The sequence below is a fragment of the Streptomyces sp. NPDC002958 genome (assembly GCF_055563255.1).
Window position 1 is genome coordinate 1 of the sequence record NZ_JBVHDS010000038.1, and the last position, 16,607, is coordinate 16,607.

Below are 16,607 nucleotides of genomic sequence, written 5' to 3' on the forward strand. Positions count from 1 at the left end.
ACGACTCGACCTGCTCAACCGTCAACGATTCATCGCACAGTCGGAACAACGAGCAAATCCAGCACCCGTCACGGCAGATGCGGTTGCAGTACTAGGACCGCGCGCACGCCGAGAAGGCGATCGAGGCGTTCGCGAAGACCTACGGTGCCAACTGCCCAAGGCCGTCGCGAAGATCAAGGACGACCAGGAGGAACTGCTGGCGTTCTATGACTTCCCGGCCGAGCACTGGATCCATCTGCGGACCACGAATCCGATCAAGTCGACGTTCTCCACGGTCAAGCTGCGGACCGAGGTCACCCGCGGGGCCGGCAGCCCGGCTGCGGCCCTGGCCATGGTGTTCAAACTGGTCGAGCCCGCCCAGGCCCGATGGCGCGCGATCACCGCGGCCCACCTCCTGTCCCTCGTGCGCGCGGGCGCCCGCTTCGAGAACGGCGTCCTGGTCGAGCGCGCCGACCTGGCGGCATGACCGCACCGCCCGGCCGAGCTCTGCCTGGAACGGCTGGAGATCCGACCCTCCGGCCCGCGGCCCCCTCGCGCCTGCCGATCAAACGACTCGCCGATCACTCATCAACGTGACGAAACGACCAAAGGTCTCGTCCCCGGCGCGACTGTCGCCGAGCTCCGCGCACAGCACAGGGAACTCGGCCCACGCCTCGCCCGCGACGGTCCACCGCGCAGAGCTGCTCCGCCCGTCGTGGATGCGCGCCTCGTCAACCCACTGGTCGAGGCCGTCGCCCGCCGAGTAGACGAAGAAGTGCGCGTCCTCCATGGCCGGTACCAGGAGGTCGATGAGTTGGTGAAGGTGGCGTATGTCGATGTAGCAGATGTCCGACAGCTGCTCCAGGCAGAGGTAGTCAGCCTCCGGTGGGCCCAGGTCGAAGCCCCATCCTCTCCCATGGACCTTCTGGTTGAGCAGATGGACCGGCCAGGTTTTCTGCCTGGGCACCTTGGTGGCCACCACCGAGAGCGTCTCCTCGACCAAAGACCGCCATCCCGGACGTACTCGAACGAACGTCCTGGACAGGTCAGGCCACGGCGACACTTGAGGAAACCACAACCGGAACCGCCCGTACCAACGATCACCGCCCCTGGTGACAAACGTCCCGGATAGCCCGACCGGATGAGGCTCTCTCATGGGCTGAGCATACGAGACACCGCCATCGGACCCCTGAAGCAATGCGTCCCGTCGGCAAGCCCTTCCGGGCCGGCATGCCAGGCTCGAGCACAAGGCTTTCATCAAGCCTCAGTGAGACACCACCACCCTCATGCATCACCCGACCCACAACTCTTGACAATTGTTCGAGCACGGCGAGACGCCGGGCGAGCCAGCGCCGGGGTCGGATCGGAGGACCCGAACATGCCCGCTCAGCAATGGGACGCCTTCGCCGCCGAGATGCAGGCCGCGGGCGTCGACTGGCGCCTCGTGGTCTACGGCGGAGCCCTGCACGCCTTCCACCACCCACCGGTCGACCAGACCGTGCTCCCCGGCGTCGGCCACCACCCGCAGCACGCGCAGCGGGCCTGGCGCGATGTCGTCGATTCGCTCTCCGAGTGCCTGCCCGTAACGGAGTGAGCCAGAGCGCCAGGACTGCCGTCGTCATGACATGACAGCGGAGAAAATGACACGGAGCCTGAGAAACTACACGTAGCCGCCCTTGACGTGGCGGGCCGGGTTGAGGCCCTTCTCATCAGGCCGACCGCCCAGGACATCTCCTGGACGCCCTCCAGCTTGGCCAGGCCCGGCGTGGGCCCGAGGCGGAAGCCGCCGGGCTGCGGCTTGCCGGAGGCGCTGCAGGGCAGGAAGTCCAGCGGGGAGGGGCCGGGGGCACGGGTGGACGACGCAGTCGGACAGCACGGCCAGCGGATACAGGCCCGTCATCTTCGCCATGTTGAGCAACTTGCGCTGCATATTGACCCGGGCCGCCGACGGGAAGAAGCCTCCGCGCGACGACGGGACCTGCCGGGATGTGCTGGACATCCTGTCCGGCCGGCTCACCGTCGGTGGCCTTCCCGCCAGCGGACAGACCCGAGGACAGTCGCCGCCCGCCACCATTTCCCCTACATCACGACAGCCCCACGAGGCATGGCCGCCGAACAGCCCGTGATCACCATCCGTACGACGCGGTGGAATGGGACGGCGTCTACCAGTAGCACCTGTACATGATCGAAGACCCGGTCTGCTTCTCCTCCGCGGGCTGCGCTCCACGCCGGATAGACCGGCCTGGCAGGATCTTCGCTGCGCGAGTTGCGAGTCCGCCGCACGCTAAAGGGCGAGTTCACCGGTCTCCGCCCCCCTGTGCCGCGTACGGTGGGTGAGCCGCCGCGCACCGTCCGGCACGGGAGACAGTGTGGCGGCGGCCTCAGGTACACGGCGCGGGAGGAAGAGCGGGATGACGCAGGCTGCGGGGAGCGAGCTGGACGAGCGGGTGCCGGGGCGCCGGTGGACGGTGCGTCTGGACGCCGCCGGTCGGGGCAGTGCGGCGGTGCGCATCTCGTGCAGCCGCCCCGCCTGCGCCGAACAGCGTCTGCCGTCCGCGGCCGCCGGCCGTGCGGCTGCGGTCGCCCACCTCAAGGCTCACCTGCGCGCCGCCCCCGCCCCCAGGGCCGGGGCATACTGCGCGTGCAGGGCCGACGGCTGCCATACCCATCTGCCCGACACCGGCCGGCATGCGCGTGCCGAACCCTGGCGGTGCGGCGGGCCGGTCGTCCTGGCCGTGGTCACCGACCGGGAAGGACGCTGGTGGCAGGCCATGGAGTGCTGCTCGCGGTGCGCGGCCGCCACACCCGGAGCGAAAACCGCGGCCACCTCTAAGGCCCCCGGGCCCGAGCTCTCTGAACGCCCGACCCCCGCAGCCCCGGGCGCGGGCACGCCGCAGTTCTCCGACCACCAGGTCGCGGCCCGGGCGGGGGTGCCGGCTCCCCGCTCCGCACCCGTGCGGCGCCGCCCACCGCAGGTAAAGATCGCCCAGCGCGTCATCCCGCACAATCTGCGACCCATCGCCCTGCGGGACGAACTCATCGAACTCGGTGACCTCTTCCGCGCCTACCAACAGCGCGACCAGCCCGACCTGACGCTCCTGGCCGACCTCCACACCCGCAAGGCGAGCGCCTTCGCGGCCTGGGCCGAGGCCACCGGCGACACCCGCCTGCGACTGGACGCCCAGCGTGCCGAGCAGGCCGCCACCGCCGCCCGCCTCCAGCACCAGCAGCGCACCGGCCTGACCCCGAGCAGCACCGACCCGGACAGCAACGATCCGGCCGTGGCCCGCCTGCTGACCGGCCCCGCCCAGTGGGGCCACGCCCGGTCCGTCCTGGCCCACGTCACCGACACCGCCCCGTTGCCCGGTCCGGAGGCTCGCCTGCTGGTGGTGATGCTGACTCTGCGCACCGCGCACACCGGCACGGGCAACCTCGTCGGCCAGGACCTCACCGGGCTGGGCCTGAGCGAGCCGGAGGACCTGGTCGTGCAGCTGGCCGACTGCGGCTGGCTGCGCCTTCCCGGTACTCCCGGTGACCTGCTCGCTTCCCGGCCCGAGAACCCCACCTCCATCACTGTCCCCTCCTTGGTTCCTGACGAGGACAAGCCAGGCCCGTTCACGTTCGGCAAGAAACTGCGGCCCAAAATCAGCGGATGGGCCCAGAGAGTCGTCTCGGACAAGAAGCTCCGCAAAGCCAAGGCCACCGCCGGTACCCGGCTGCTCGCCCTGGTCCTGGCCACCCAGAGCTGCGCCGACGGACGGCTGGGCCCCGGCGGCCAGGGGATCGACCTGGACTGGCTCGCCTCCTGGTGCGCCATCGACTCCGGCGAACTGCCGCACCTGGCCGACCAGCTGACCGCAGCGGACTGGCTCACCGAACCCGCCCTCACCACCACCCGTCTCACCGGCCGGCTGACCGAGCGGGTCCTCCCTCTCACCTGCCCACTGAGCCGGCCGGCCCCGGGCTCCTGCGGGTAGAAGAGCTGGTGCGCGGTCTTTGGCCGCGCACCAGACGTGCGCGAGGCCAGGCTCCCGGTCATGCCCGGGCCACTTGGCCTCACGTCTTCCGGAAGAGGGCTGGGAGATCGTCCCGGAGGGGGCACCGCCTTCCGGCTGCCGGACGCATGACGGCCGTTCCGCCATCGCTTGCCGGTCCGGGAGTTGATCCCGACGATCCGGCACGCTTCCAGACTGCTCACGCCCTGGCCCATGAGCCGGAAGTATTCCTCCCGCTCACGGACCAGCTTGCGGCGTCCCTGCCCCTTCCGCTCCTTGCGGATCTCGAAGTCCATCCCACAACTGGGGTGTTGCAACGACTCCTAGAACCAAGGCCTGGGAGAGGGGCCCAGCGATCAACGCCGCCGTCCCGCAGGCCGCGACGAAGCCCACGAGGGTGGGGTATGCCCGTTGCAGTACGGTCCAGCAGGAGCTCCAGAGCCAGGTCGACGCCCTTCAAGAGGCGGGCTGTGACCCGAACTTCTCGGAGAAGATCAGCACCCGGGTCAGGGTCCGTCCCGAGTTCGTCAAGGCGGTGGACGTCGCCCGCACCATCAACAAAGCCGTTTTGCACCAGCGGGTGATCTTCGCCGTGCTCGAGATGAGGCACTCGGCGATCTGTACGGTTGACTTTCCCCGCGTCGTCGGTACGGGTGGCGTTCGGCTCGGGAAGCCGGGCACGCCTCGCACGGACACGGTGGCCGTGCCCGTGCGCAAAATGCGGACCACGCACTGGCTGACGCGCACCGACATCCAGCGCCTGCTCTCCGCGGGCGCCGCCGCCTCCGGCATACCCACCACCCAGGCCCTGGTCAAACTCCTGCGTGACACCACGAACCAGACCCGGAGCGAGAGGGTTCCCGGCGCATTGCGGATTGGTCAGGGGCTCTTGGACCTCCCTTGCGTCGGCGAGCGCGATTGCCCGACTCGCTACGCATCTACAGCGCGGGCGCCGGGTTCCTTATCGAACTCGCCCCACTCACCCTGGTCTTCGGCGCTTGACCGCCGCCGCGTTGCGCACCGAGACCACCGGAGGGTGCGCTCGGCGAGCTGCCGGAGAGTGCCGTTGCCTACGCCGTGCGATCAGCGAGAACTCAGCAAACAAAGATCGTCCGGTTCCTGACTGCCCGGGCCCACCAACGCCGCGTGTACAGATCAACTCCAGTAAGCTGACCACGTTTTAGGAAGTGGCAAGGCCGCGAGTCGACTGCGTGCGAAGGCGGGAAGTACCCGATGTAGCCGGCGTTCGCAGTCCTCAACGGAGCTCTGATAGACTTGTTCATTTGCGTTCTCAGCGGGCTCCGTCCTGGGACCGTTTCCGAGGCCGGGAGTTGCGCGAGGGCTGACCGAACGGCCGACGCTGCCGCGGGGATCGCGGCGCTGGAGCCTTGGCCGGCTCGGGCGATTCACCGGGCCCCTTCTCGGCCTGGCAGTCGTTTGTCTGCGGTGGCACTTCTTCGCTGCACGAACGGTCCACGCACTACGCACTTGCCACATTGCTTCTCCTGTCCGCCAGTTCTCCGGAGGCCGCACTCACCACCCCTACAGGGGAGTGAACCGCTGCGCGGTTCTTCGAAGGCTCGACCGACTACTAGGACCACCCTCCGTGACCTTGTCCTCAAAAATCGCCCTTGCCCTCGGTGTCTTGTCTCTCCTCCTAGCAGTCTGGGCGCTGCTCCTGGCACGCTCGCGCCGCAAACACGTACGACTGGGCAGAGAGTTGTCCGCGCAGGCGCAGGCTGCCAATTCCCGTGCGCAGGTCGCCGAGGGCCGCGCCCGAACCGAGGTGCAGAACAGGCAGGCCGCAGAGTCCCGCACGCAGGAACTCAATGCCCACGAGGCGGAGCTTGTCGACGAAGTGCGTCATCTCGTCTCCGATCGGCTTCCCGCTCTCGCACTGCACCTGATCAGCTCTCATCACCCCGTCCCGGGACTGCTGCACAAGAACCTCGCGGGGTCCGAGGCTGCGCAGCTTCTCGATGCCCTGCCCGAAGTTGTTTCCGGCATCGTCCTCAAGGAGCGGCGCCGCATCGACGCCGCTGCTCGGGCTGCTCTGCGGGGCGCAACTCAGGAGTCCCAGGCCCTTTCCTACCGGTTGCAGACGAATATTGTGGGTCTACAGCACGAGTTCAGCGCGCCGCCCCGTCTGACGCAGAGCCTGCTTGAGTCCGACCACATCAATGAGCAGAACCTGCGCCTCACGCAGAGATCCGCCATCGTGTGCGGAGGCTGGCCGGGTCACGTCCGCAAGGACACCTACGTGAGCGAGGTCGTCAGTGGCGCCTCCTCCCGACTGCGCGGCTTCGACCGCATCAACATCGTTTCCCGGCTGGGTCTTTCCAACATCGGCGTGGTCGGGCGCGCGGCCGAGCCTGTTGCTGTGGTCTGCGCCGAGCTGATGGCCAACGCGCTGGAGCACTCCCGTGACGACCTCATGGTGGACGTCGGCTTGATCCAGACCGGCAACGGCAGTGTGTGCATCACGATCGACGACGCCGGCAAGGGCATGACCTCAGAAGCGCTCGCCCGCGGCCGAAGTCTGATATCGGGTGAACAGCAGGAGGTGATGCTCCTCGAGCTCGGCGACCCGCCGTCCATGGGCTTCGCCGCGATCGGCCGACTCGTCGCCGATTACGGCCTCCATGTCTCCATCGACACTTCCTCTCCCTATGGCGGGGTGCGCGCTGTGGTGTCCGTTCCCGAGAACTTGCTGACTTCGATCGACGAAAACGCCACACCTCCGTCGGTCATGGCTCCCCAACCTGCCGTGGCGCCCCAGGCCCACAAGCGGCCCGCCACTGCCGACTCGCCCGCGCACTCGCCCGCGCCGACCGGCGCGGCCGCGCTGCCGCAGCGCCGCCGCCGTTTCTCGGCGACTGCCACCCGTGATGACGCCGCCGCAGCAGCGCCCCGTCCCTTGGACCCGGAAAACACCGGTGCCATCTGGAGCGATTTCCAAAGTGGCCTCACCAGCAGCCGGTCCGTCACCGATTCGGAGTAAACACTGTGACCATGCCTGAAGCCCGCGAAGAGACCGGCCCGTCCGCCTGGGTCCTGAAGCCCATCACCGAAATCCGTGGTGTCCGGCACGCCCTGACCATGACTCTCGACGGGATGGTCCAGGCCATCTCCGAGGATCTCACCAAGGACGAGGCAGACGGCATCGGTGCGATGACTGCCGCGCTGCACTCCGCTTCTCGCGCCGCCACCAACGCCGTTTTGGGAGCCTCTCCAAGCACTCCACTCAAGACCGTCACCTCACACAACGACCGGGGTATCTACATGGTCATGCCGGTCGGCGAGGGAACCAACACCCTGATCGCGGCAGCGGGCGATGAGGACATGCCCATGGGGGTGGTCGCGGCCACCATGGCCCGCCAGGCAATGAAACTCGGAGAACAGATCATGTCCGTCCCCGCCCGTACCAGCGACGGGGCGTCATGAGCCGCGGCCAGGAACAGCGACGGTTGCTTCCCGCCTACCTTGCGACCGGAACCAGCCCAGGAGCCGGCCTCTCGGGCACCCTCGATTCGCTGGCCGCTCTGCGTGCCAGTGGTCTGCCCCTCGCCAGGTACCACACAGCGGTGCACCAGCGCGTGGTCGAGCTGCTTACCGACGGTTCTCTCACCGTCGTCGAACTGGCCGGCTATCTCGGCCTTCCGGTCAGCGTGACTCTGGTGCTCGCCGAACAACTTGTCAGTGACGGTCAGTTAAAAGCCAGCGTCCCGATTCCGGACGCTCTGCGCGCGTCGAACGATGGCCGACCGTCGAAAGAAGTCCTGGAAGAGGTTCTGAGTGGACTCCACGCCCTCCTTGCCGCCTAGCTCGCCTCCCGTCTACCTGCCTGAGGGAGAACACCGAAGGATCAAGATCCTCGTTGCCGGCCCGCTCGGTATCGGCAAAACGACTGTGGTCAAGTCGCTGTCGCAGATTCCGACACTGCACACCGACGAGGTCATGACGAACGCGGCGGTCGCTACCGATGACCTCAGCCACGATGTCCTGCGTGACAAAACCACCACCACGGTCGCCATCGACTTCGGCCGTCTGACCCTGCCGGGCGACAAATACGTTCTGTACCTGTACGGAACTCCCGGGCAGCGCCGCTTCCTTCCTCTGTGGGAAGGCATCGCGCTCGGAGCACTCGGTGCCCTCGTACTGGTCGACACCCGGCGGCTCAAAGACTCCTGGGAGGTGATGGAACTCATCGAGGAGCGCGGTTTGCCATACGCCGTCGCTGTCAATGTCTTCCCTGACTCACCCAAGTACGATCTATCGCTCATCCGTTCGAAGCTCGACCTCGCCCCGGAGACACCACTGGTCACCTGTGACGCACGAGAGAAGAACAGCGGCCTGCGCGCCCTGATCCAACTGACCGCCCATTCCATAGCCGTTGCCGGAGTCGAAGCCTCGTGACGCTCACACCAGCCGAAGCACCCGTGTCCCTGCATGGGGCCGAACACGCCGCGAACCCGCGGCGCAGCTATGAACTGCTGCGCCTGCAGGGACCGGTCGGTGCAGCCGAGGTGGCCCCTGGTGTCGTGGTCCATCTGGTCACCGACTACCGGGCCGCCCTCGACCTTCTCCAGGACACCGACACGTGGACCAAGGACACCCGGAGCTGGCTGCCGCAGGTGCCGGCGGACAGCCCGCTCCGGCCCCTGGTGGAGTGGCGGCCGAGTCTGTTCTTCGCCGACGGCGAGGCGCACGCGCACCTGCGACGTGTGATCACGGACAGCTTCGGTCTTCTGGACCCCCATGATGTACGTGTCCTGACGTTCCGCTATGCCGACGCGCTGCTTCAGGAATTCGCTGATACCGGGACGGTCGACCTCGTCCGCCAGTACGCGCAGCAGTTGCCCCTGATGGTCTTCAATGCTCTGTTCGGTATGCCGGACGAGGAGGGCCCGCGGCTTATATGGGCGCTCGGGGCGATGATGGACAGCGATCCGGAGAAACAGGCAGCGGGCGGGAGGTCGTTCGCCGCCTACCTCGAAACCCTCTACGGGACCAAGGCGGCACAGCGCGGCCACGATTTGACCTCCTGGTTCATCGATCATCCCAATGGGCTGAGCCAGGAAGAGGCCGTCCACCAGATCCTCATCACCCTGGGGGCCGGGAACGAGCCACTGGGCAACCTCATCGCCAACACACTCGTCCGCATGCTCAACGACGACCGCTATTTCGGCACCCTGACCACCGGGAGCCTGCCCATCCAGCACGCCATCGATGACGCGCTGTGGCACGACGCGCCGTTGGCCAACTTCAGCATCCACTTCCCCAAGAAGGACGTGACCTTCCACGGCGCTCGCATCCCCGCAGGCTCGCCCGTCATGGTGTCCTACGCCGCCGCCAACACCTGCCCCCACTCGGGCGTGCCGGCGGACGGCTATCGCTCTGGGCAAAAGGCGCACCTGGCCTTTGCTGCAGGGCCCCATGCGTGTCCCGCCCGTGACGTCGCCATGCTGATCGCCACCGCTGCCATCGAGAGGCTGCTGACCTATTTGCCGGACATCGAACTGGACGTTCCCGCCGACAAGTTGACCTACCGCCCTGGGGCTGTGCACCGGACGCTCACCGCGCTCCCGGCCCGGTTCACCCCGCTGACGCCCGACGCCGACGGGGCCACCCCCTGGAGCCGGAGTCCCTTGCGCCCCGAGCGGGGACACGCCATTGGTCCCGACGTCAGGCAGGACTGAGGCGTAGAAGCCGTATCACCTGCCGTCGATCGTCGTGTCGCGGTGGTGCCGCCCGGGAGCCGGTCGGCACCACCGCGACAACCCTAGGAAAAAGACGCGGGTCGTTGACCCGTCCTCTGCAAGAACGGAACCGCGACGACGGTTCGCGAACGAAAGAGGATCAACCGCCGGTGAAACAAACCCTTCCCACGGAACTGCCCGACCTTTCTTCCCTGCGACAGAAGGTGGGCGCGGCTCTGACCGGATTCCTGGACACCAAGGAACGTGCCGCGCCAGGAATCGAGCTGCTCTACCTGACCACCGCCCTGCGCGGACTCCTGACCGGCGGAAAGCGGCTGCGGTCCCTGCTGTGCCTGTACGGATGGCAAGCCGCCGGAGCAACAGGCGACATGACTGCTGCCGTTCGCGCTGCCGCCAGCCTCGAACTTTTCCAAGCCTTTGCCCTGGTACACGACGACGTGATGGATGACAGCGACATCCGCCGCGGCCGGCCGTCCGCCCACCGTGCGCTGGCCACCGCGTATACCGACAGCGGCGGCCCGGGCAGCAGGGCCCAGGCGCACGGTCTGGGCGCGGCCGTCCTCCTCGGAGACCTGGCTTTGGTGTGGTCCGATGAACTCCTGCGCACAGCGGATCTCAGCCCGGGGCGGCTGGCACAGGTGCTGCCCCTGGTGGCCGAAATGCGGAGCGAGGTCATGTACGGCCAGCTCCTGGACTTGCAGACCACCGGCCGCCTTGCCGGCGACGTGGATACGGCACTGCACGTCATTCGATACAAGACGGCTAAATACACCATAGAACGGCCCCTGCACATAGGGGCGGCAGTGGCCGGAGCGACCCCGCCCGTGCTCGATGCCTGCACCGCCTTCGGCATACCGCTAGGAGAAGCGTTTCAGCTGCGGGACGACCTGCTCGGGGTCTTCGGTGACCCCGCCAGGACAGGCAAACCAATACTGGACGACCTGCGCGAGGGCAAGGCCACCGTCCTGATGGCGCTCGCGGTCCAGCGAGCCTCCACGGCCGAACTGAAAACACTGCGCGATCTCGTCGGCCGAAGCGACCTCAACGAGGAACACGCCGCCGCGGTTCGCACGATCCTGAACTCCACCGGTGCCCGGCAGACCGTGGAGGAAATGATCACCACGCGACGGGCAGCCGCCCTCGCCGCCCTGGACAACGCTCCCTTCCCGGGAAGTGCCACAGCCTCCCTGCGCCGGCTCGCCCGGGACGCAACGGCCAGGCAGACATAAGGCACCGCCGCACACCTTCATCAGAACCCGAAGAGGAAGTCGCCCCATGAGCATCAGCACGCCCATCGGCACGTCCTACGCCGAACGAGCCACCAGCCTGGTGGCCGGGGCCGACCAGGACAGATGGGGAAGCGTCGGTCCTTCCCTGTACGAGACGGCCCGTGTCCTGTCGGCGGCGCCGTGGCTGCCCGAGGAGCCACGGCGGATCACGTACCTGCTGGAACAGCAGGCGCCCGACGGCAGTTGGGGGGAGGGACCGCTGCCGTACCGGCTCCTGCCGACACTCAGCGGAGTGGAGGCCGCACTGACTGTCCTGCGAAGGGGCACCACGTCCGCGGAGGTCACCGGTCGGCTCACGGCCGCGGTGAACAAGGGCATCGCCGTACTGCGCGCTCTGCCACCGGTGGGCCCGTGGCCGGACACGGCTGCAGCAGAAATACTCGTACCCAGCCTGGTAGCCAAGATCAACGAAGAGTTGGGCTCCTTGACCACCGGCGAGGACCTGCCCGGTTTCGGTGGTCCCCGGCTGCCGGTTCCGGGCGGCTTTGACGAGGCGGCACCTGCTGGCGTGGCCAGGCGGTACGAGTCGGCGGGCAGCCTGCCCGTCAAGTTTCACCACACGTTCGAAGGCATAGACAGCTACATACCGCCGTCTCTCGTCCCTGACGTCGAAGGCCTGCTGGGCAGCTCGCCGGCCGCCACCGCGGCGCGGGCAACGCGGTCACCTGCCACTACTGCTCAGGCCGTCGCCGACCTCGCAGCAGTGGCGCAGCGCTACGGCGGTCTCTTCCCCGAGGCCGCGCCCCTCCGCGTGGTCGAACGGCTATGGGTCGCCGCCGCGCTGGCGCGCGCCCACCTGCCCGCTGCCGCTCTTCCCACTGTCCGCGGGTGGGCCGAGGAGATCTACGATCCTCAAGGCGTGCGCGGTGCGCCCGGCCTCATGATCGATGCCGACGACACCGCCATGGCGGTGCTGGTTTCCTCGCTCGTCGGCCTGCCGTACGACCCGGCACCGCTGGACCTGTTCCACAACGGCAGCCACTACGACTGCTACATCGGCGAGGACACCGGATCGGTCACCGCGAACGCCCACGCCCTCCAGGCCCTGGTGAGCTACCTGCGGCGCTGCCCGACGGCAGAGCATACATACGGCCCCCGAGCGGCGAAGCTGTGCGACTGGCTGATTGACCAGCAGCAATCCGAAGGACACTGGATTGACAAGTGGCATGCCTCCCCCTACTACGCCACCGCGCGAAGCGTCACCGCGCTCGCACAGTACGGCGGCCACCACGCGTCCAGGGCCGTCCAGGCGGCTGCCGCATGGACCACTGACACTCAGCGCGCCGACGGCTCCTGGGGCGTGTGGGGCAGCACCGTCGAAGAGACCGCATACGCCGTCAAAATACTGCTGAGCGCCGCCACCCCCGCCCCGCAGCCGCAGCGCACTCGGGCCCTGGACCTCGCCGAGACATACCTGCACGCCGCCTCGCGCCCCAGCCACCAGCACCCCGCCCTGTGGCACGACAAGACCCTGTATGCGCCCACCGCAGTGATCGAAGCGGAGGTGCTCGCTGCGCGGGAGTTGCTGCGGACACGTCGCGCAGCCGCATGTACAGAAGCAGATGTGGAAAGGACGGACGCGTGACTCCCGACATAGATGTGGCTGCCGACATAGATGTTCCGCCGACCGCTCCGGGGCGGCTGCCGCTCATCGGACACGTTGTACCCCTGATCAAAGACCGCCTGGAGTTCGTCGAACGCCTGCGCACATACGGGCCGATCGTCCGTATATCGGTCGGCCCCAAGAAGGTGACCGTGGTCAACTCGCATGAGCTGATCCACGAGATGCTCACCGGCAAGTCCGGCTCCTTCTCCAAGGGGTTGCTGGGCGAGAAGCTCAAGCTTTTCGGTCAGTCGGCCCTGCCGGTCGCGGAAGGGGCGCCGCACCTGCGGCGGCGCCGCCTGCTCCAGCCCGCCTTCCACCGTGAGCAGGTCAGCGGGTACGTCAACACGATGCGGGAAACGGTGGAGCCGTCCATCACGGGCTGGCGTGAGGGGGATCTGCTCGACCTGAAGACCGAAATGGGGCTCATGGCCCAGGATGTGGCCATGTCAGTGCTGTGCTCCTTCCGCGCGGAGCAAGAGCGGGCGCGCGCGATCCTCGACGCCGTCGACACGGTCTTCACGGCCGCCATCTGGCGCACCATGGTACCCGTGTCCTCGCTGGAACGGCTGCCCACCCGCAGCAACCGGCGGCTCAAGGCCGCCCGCAGCCTGCTGCGCAGCGAGGTGGCGGACATCATCGCGGAGCGCCGGGCGGACCCCGACGCCCACGACGACCTCGTGACGCTGCTCCTGGAGGCCCGGGACGAAACCGGGGCGCCACTGCCCGACAACGAGATCCTGTCGGAGATCATCGGGCTGCTGGCCGCGGGCTCCGAGACGACGGGAGTCATGCTGGCCTGGCTGTTCCACGAGCTGGGCCGCGACCCCGAGCTGGAGCGCAGGCTGCACGAGGAGGTCGACTCCGTGGTCGGAAAGGGCCCGATCACCGCCGAGCACGTCCCCCAACTCGCCTTCACCCGCAGACTGGTCAGTGAGACCCTGCGCCTGCACCACGCCGGCTGGCTGGTGACCCGGCAGGCCACCGAGCCCGTGCGCCTCGGGGAGGCCAGACTGCCGGCGGGTGAGCAGGTGTTGTGGAGTCCCTACGCGCTGCACCGGGACCCGGTCCTGTACCCCGATCCGCTGCGCTTCGACCCCGACCGCTGGCTGCCGGAACGCCCCCAGCCACCGAGAGGAGCCTTCATCCCCTTCGGGTCAGGAAAACGCATGTGCATCGGCGACGCGTTCGCCTGGACGGAGGCGATCGTCATCACGGCGTTCATCGCGTCCCGCTGGCGGCTGCGGCCCGTTCCCGGCGCCACCGTGGAGCCGATCGGGCTGCTCACCGTGCATCCGTCGGACCCCCGTATGGTCGCCGAAACCAGGCAGCGGGCCGTCGCGGGGACAGCCGCATGAGCCACACCCGCAGCTCGGACGTGCGTACCCTGCCGATGCCCGACCTCCGAGGCTCTTTCCCCGGCCCCTTCGCCACCAGCCCGTATGCCGACGCCATCGAGGAGCAGACCGCCCACTGGCTCCGGACCTTCCCCTTGATCGGTTCACCCGTCGAGGCGAAGGCCCTCTGCAACATCACGGCCCAGGGGGTGGCGCGTGTCCTGCCCACGGCGGACCGGGACGGCGTGTTCCTCTGCGCCGATCTGTTTTTGTGGCTCACCGCGTTCGACGACGTACACGGCGAAGCCGAAGGAGGCCGTGACACCGCCCGTCTGGTCCGCCGCATCAGTCACTGTGTCCGTCTGCTGGCCGGGCACGACGAGCCGGCGGGCGATGACGACGCCTGCATCGCCGCCCTGCGGGACCTCCTGCACCGGTTTTGGGAACGGGCCACGCCCACGCAGTACCTACGGCTCACCGCGCACCTGCGGGACAACCTCTTCGGCATCCTCTGGGAGGCCCATCACCTCGACAGACTCGACCAGGTCACCCTGAGCGACTATTGCGCGATGCGCCCACACACAGTCTTCGTCCGGACCGTCATGGTGACCGCGGAAGTCGCGCTCAGGTACGAACTCACCGAGGATCAGCGAGCCTCGGCAGCAGTGCGGGACCTGGAGAAGGCCGTTGCCGACCTTGCCGGGTGGATCAACGACCTTGCCTCGTACGCGAAGGAGACAGATCGCGGTGGCCAGACTCCTCTGAGCCTGCCAGCGCTGCTGATCCGGCACCGCGGGTGCGACCTCGAAGGGGCGTTTGGCCTGGCCTCCCGCATGTGTGAAGACCAAGCCTCCACCGCACGCCTTCGAATCACCGAACTCACCGTCAATGGCAAGAACGCCCTCGCGGATCACGCTCGCGCCATGGAAGCCGTCGCAGCCTCCTACGTGTGGCACATAGGGCACGCCCGCTACAAGCGTTAGCCACACCCTAGGCACTGAGAAGCCGTCGCCGTTCGGGCCGAGGAACCCGGTGACGGTGCCGGGAAGCCGACACTGCGGTGCAACGGTCACGGTGACTTGCGCCATCTGGCGCGAGCTGGTGACCGCCCACCAAAAAAACCGGCGGCTGCGCCGCTGTACGGGCCAACCGGCAACGCCCCCACCCCAGGGACCTCGCCTGACGGATCCGCGGCCAGCAGCAGCCGACCTCGGTCACGCGTTTCCGGACGACGCCGTGGAGTTTGCCGTCGACGAGTATGCCGAGCGCGGCAAGCGCGTCGTGCGCGCGTTCACGCTGTTCATGGCCGACTGAGGACAGTTGAGCACCATCCCCGACCCGGGATCGGGGATGGTGACCCGAGTACGAGCGTTGGAGAAGTGGATCTCGTCGGCCCATGGTGGTCGACAGCAGAGCGTCGCCCCTTACCCGGCAAGCAGCCCAAGATGCTCACGCCCGCGGAGCGCGAACTTTCTCGACAATCTCGGTGTGCGTGGCCGTGTTGTCAGCCGCGGCAGCCGACGAGGCGGGGCCCCAGGACGCGGCCGGAGAACGCACGGGCGCGCGTTGCCCACCGCGCAGGAGGGTCGGGGACGCCTTTGGCGCCAGGCCCCGGACCGTGCACCCACAGGGCAGGCGGGCCCGGCCCCGCATTGGCTGGCTTGCGGGCTTCTACGCATGTCGGCACCGTCCGGCGCCCCGTGTCGCTCAATCTTCGCTGCCACGAACTCGCGTCCGTCAAGGTTCGATGGCACGCGCGCAGGGTTAGATGTCACCGGGCAGGCCGATACCAGGAGCCGGGTGACCAGCGACGCCCGTGGGACCGGAGCGACGGGCCGGGTCAGCCGGCGACTGTCCTGACCACGCCACTGGGCACCAGCCGATCAGCACCCTGGCGCCGGTGGCGGGCGGGCCGCCAAGTGGTGACGAGGGCTGCGGCGAGGAGGAGTTCGGCGGTGTCGCCGCCGTAGTACATGATCTCCGCGCCGCCTTGGACCTGGTCGATGGGTGCGTGAACGTTGATGAGGAAGCCGCCGTAGATCAGCTGGGAGATCGTGGCATGCGCCGCGACGGCGATCCCGAGGATGACGAGCCGGGTGAGGACGCCGGGCCGGATCGGGGCGAGGTCGGGGCCGGCGATGACCCAGGCGAACAGGCAGCCGGACAAGAGGAAGTGGGCGTGCATCAGCCAGTGCAGTACGGGCTGGTTCATGGTCGCGTTGTACAGCGGGGTGAAGTACAGGAGCGCAAGAGTGCCGGTGCTCAGGACCAGGGCGGTGACGGGGTGGGCGAGCGCTCTGGCCTGGCGGCTGCGCAGAACGCCCATCAGCGCGCGGGCGTGGGCGGCGGGCAGGGTGCGCAGCAGCAGAGTGACCGGCGTGCCGAGCACCAGGGCCAGGGGGGCGTACATACCGATGAGCATGTGCTGGGCCATGTGCCCGCGGAAGTCGCCGTGGGCGAAGGGGGCCAGCGGTGGCAGCAGTGCTCCGGCGAGCAGGGCGCATCCGGTCAGGAAACTCGCCGTCCGCCGGCGTCCCCAGCCCTGGACGGGATTGCGGTGCCGGGCCCGGCCTGCGAGGAGAAGGTAGGCTGCGGCGAGCAGGATGACTGCGGCTGGGGGCAGCAGCGTCTCCCCCAGACCGCTACCTGCGCCGTGGTCGTGCATGTGGTGATGCATGTCGATG

At 68.1% G+C, this 16,607-nt stretch carries 14 protein-coding genes and 4 pseudogenes; 14 read left to right on the forward strand and 4 right to left on the reverse strand.

Annotation, left to right across the window (positions count from 1 at the left end):
* Window positions 1–107 precede the first annotated feature (107 nt).
* Window positions 108–466: pseudogene (locus ACZ3IC_RS32275) on the forward strand (transposase); the annotation flags it as partial.
* 78 nt (window positions 467–544) lie between these two features.
* Here ACZ3IC_RS32275 and ACZ3IC_RS32280 read toward each other — a convergent pair.
* A complete protein-coding gene (locus ACZ3IC_RS32280; protein ID WP_467422038.1) occupies window positions 545–961 on the reverse strand; it encodes a hypothetical protein in 417 nt (138 codons plus the stop codon).
* Window positions 962–1,330: 369 nt separating this feature from the next.
* On the opposite strand from ACZ3IC_RS32280, the pseudogene ACZ3IC_RS32285 reads away from it, so the two are divergent.
* Window positions 1,331–1,573 (forward strand): annotated as a pseudogene (locus tag ACZ3IC_RS32285) (dienelactone hydrolase family protein); the annotation flags it as partial.
* 66 nt (window positions 1,574–1,639) lie between these two features.
* On the opposite strand, the pseudogene ACZ3IC_RS32290 reads toward ACZ3IC_RS32285, so the two are convergent.
* Window positions 1,640–1,927, reverse strand: a pseudogene (locus tag ACZ3IC_RS32290) (telomere-associated protein Tap); the annotation flags it as partial.
* Window positions 1,928–2,390: 463 nt separating this feature from the next.
* On the opposite strand from ACZ3IC_RS32290, the gene ACZ3IC_RS32295 reads away from it, so the two are divergent.
* Complete coding sequence (locus tag ACZ3IC_RS32295; protein WP_467422039.1) at window positions 2,391–3,956, forward strand: hypothetical protein; 1,566 nt, start codon at window positions 2,391–2,393, stop codon at window positions 3,954–3,956.
* A 71-nt stretch (window positions 3,957–4,027) separates the two neighbouring features.
* Here ACZ3IC_RS32295 and ACZ3IC_RS32300 read toward each other — a convergent pair.
* Window positions 4,028–4,270 (reverse strand): annotated as a pseudogene (locus tag ACZ3IC_RS32300) (IS30 family transposase); the annotation flags it as partial.
* A 101-nt stretch (window positions 4,271–4,371) separates the two neighbouring features.
* On the opposite strand from ACZ3IC_RS32300, the gene ACZ3IC_RS32305 reads away from it, so the two are divergent.
* From ACZ3IC_RS32305 to ACZ3IC_RS32355, 11 genes are all read left to right on the forward strand, one after another.
* Complete coding sequence (locus ACZ3IC_RS32305) at window positions 4,372–5,097, forward strand: recombinase family protein (RefSeq protein ID WP_467422040.1); 726 nt, start codon at window positions 4,372–4,374, stop codon at window positions 5,095–5,097.
* A 483-nt stretch (window positions 5,098–5,580) separates the two neighbouring features.
* Window positions 5,581–6,975 (forward strand): ATP-binding protein, encoded by a 1,395-nt coding sequence (locus ACZ3IC_RS32310; protein WP_467422041.1) that lies wholly within the window; start codon window positions 5,581–5,583, stop codon window positions 6,973–6,975.
* Between the two features lie 11 nt (window positions 6,976–6,986).
* Window positions 6,987–7,418, forward strand: coding sequence for a roadblock/LC7 domain-containing protein (locus ACZ3IC_RS32315; protein ID WP_467422044.1), 432 nt, complete (start codon window positions 6,987–6,989; stop codon window positions 7,416–7,418).
* The gene (locus ACZ3IC_RS32320) at window positions 7,415–7,798 is read left to right on the forward strand and encodes a DUF742 domain-containing protein (protein ID WP_467422045.1); all 384 of its coding nucleotides are present in this window, start codon (window positions 7,415–7,417) and stop codon (window positions 7,796–7,798) included. The genes ACZ3IC_RS32315 and ACZ3IC_RS32320 overlap by 4 nt, the downstream gene beginning before the upstream one ends.
* A complete protein-coding gene (locus ACZ3IC_RS32325) occupies window positions 7,770–8,390 on the forward strand; it encodes a GTP-binding protein (RefSeq protein WP_467422048.1) in 621 nt (206 codons plus the stop codon). The genes ACZ3IC_RS32320 and ACZ3IC_RS32325 overlap by 29 nt, the downstream gene beginning before the upstream one ends.
* Window positions 8,387–9,673 carry a cytochrome P450 family protein gene (locus tag ACZ3IC_RS32330; protein WP_467422049.1) on the forward strand — a complete coding sequence of 429 codons (1,287 nt, stop codon included), beginning with the start codon at window positions 8,387–8,389 and terminating at the stop codon, window positions 9,671–9,673. Before ACZ3IC_RS32325 ends, ACZ3IC_RS32330 begins: the two co-directional genes overlap by 4 nt.
* A gap of 170 nt (window positions 9,674–9,843) precedes the next feature.
* Window positions 9,844–10,923, forward strand: a complete 1,080-nt coding sequence (locus ACZ3IC_RS32335; RefSeq protein ID WP_467422050.1) for a polyprenyl synthetase family protein — start codon at window positions 9,844–9,846, stop codon at window positions 10,921–10,923.
* A 46-nt stretch (window positions 10,924–10,969) separates the two neighbouring features.
* Window positions 10,970–12,568, forward strand: a complete 1,599-nt coding sequence (locus ACZ3IC_RS32340) for a labda-7,13-dienyl diphosphate synthase (RefSeq protein ID WP_467422052.1) — start codon at window positions 10,970–10,972, stop codon at window positions 12,566–12,568.
* Complete coding sequence (locus ACZ3IC_RS32345) at window positions 12,565–13,944, forward strand: cytochrome P450 (RefSeq protein WP_467422054.1); 1,380 nt, start codon at window positions 12,565–12,567, stop codon at window positions 13,942–13,944. The genes ACZ3IC_RS32340 and ACZ3IC_RS32345 overlap by 4 nt, the downstream gene beginning before the upstream one ends.
* The gene (locus ACZ3IC_RS32350) at window positions 13,941–14,906 is read left to right on the forward strand and encodes a terpene synthase family protein (protein ID WP_467422055.1); all 966 of its coding nucleotides are present in this window, start codon (window positions 13,941–13,943) and stop codon (window positions 14,904–14,906) included. Before ACZ3IC_RS32345 ends, ACZ3IC_RS32350 begins: the two co-directional genes overlap by 4 nt.
* A 49-nt stretch (window positions 14,907–14,955) precedes the next feature.
* Window positions 14,956–15,237 (forward strand): hypothetical protein, encoded by a 282-nt coding sequence (locus ACZ3IC_RS32355; RefSeq protein WP_467422057.1) that lies wholly within the window; start codon window positions 14,956–14,958, stop codon window positions 15,235–15,237.
* 526 nt (window positions 15,238–15,763) lie between these two features.
* Here the strand turns inward: ACZ3IC_RS32355 and ACZ3IC_RS32360 are convergent.
* A complete protein-coding gene (locus ACZ3IC_RS32360; RefSeq protein WP_467422059.1) occupies window positions 15,764–16,600 on the reverse strand; it encodes a cytochrome c oxidase assembly protein in 837 nt (278 codons plus the stop codon).
* Between the last annotated feature and the right edge of the window lie 7 nt (window positions 16,601–16,607).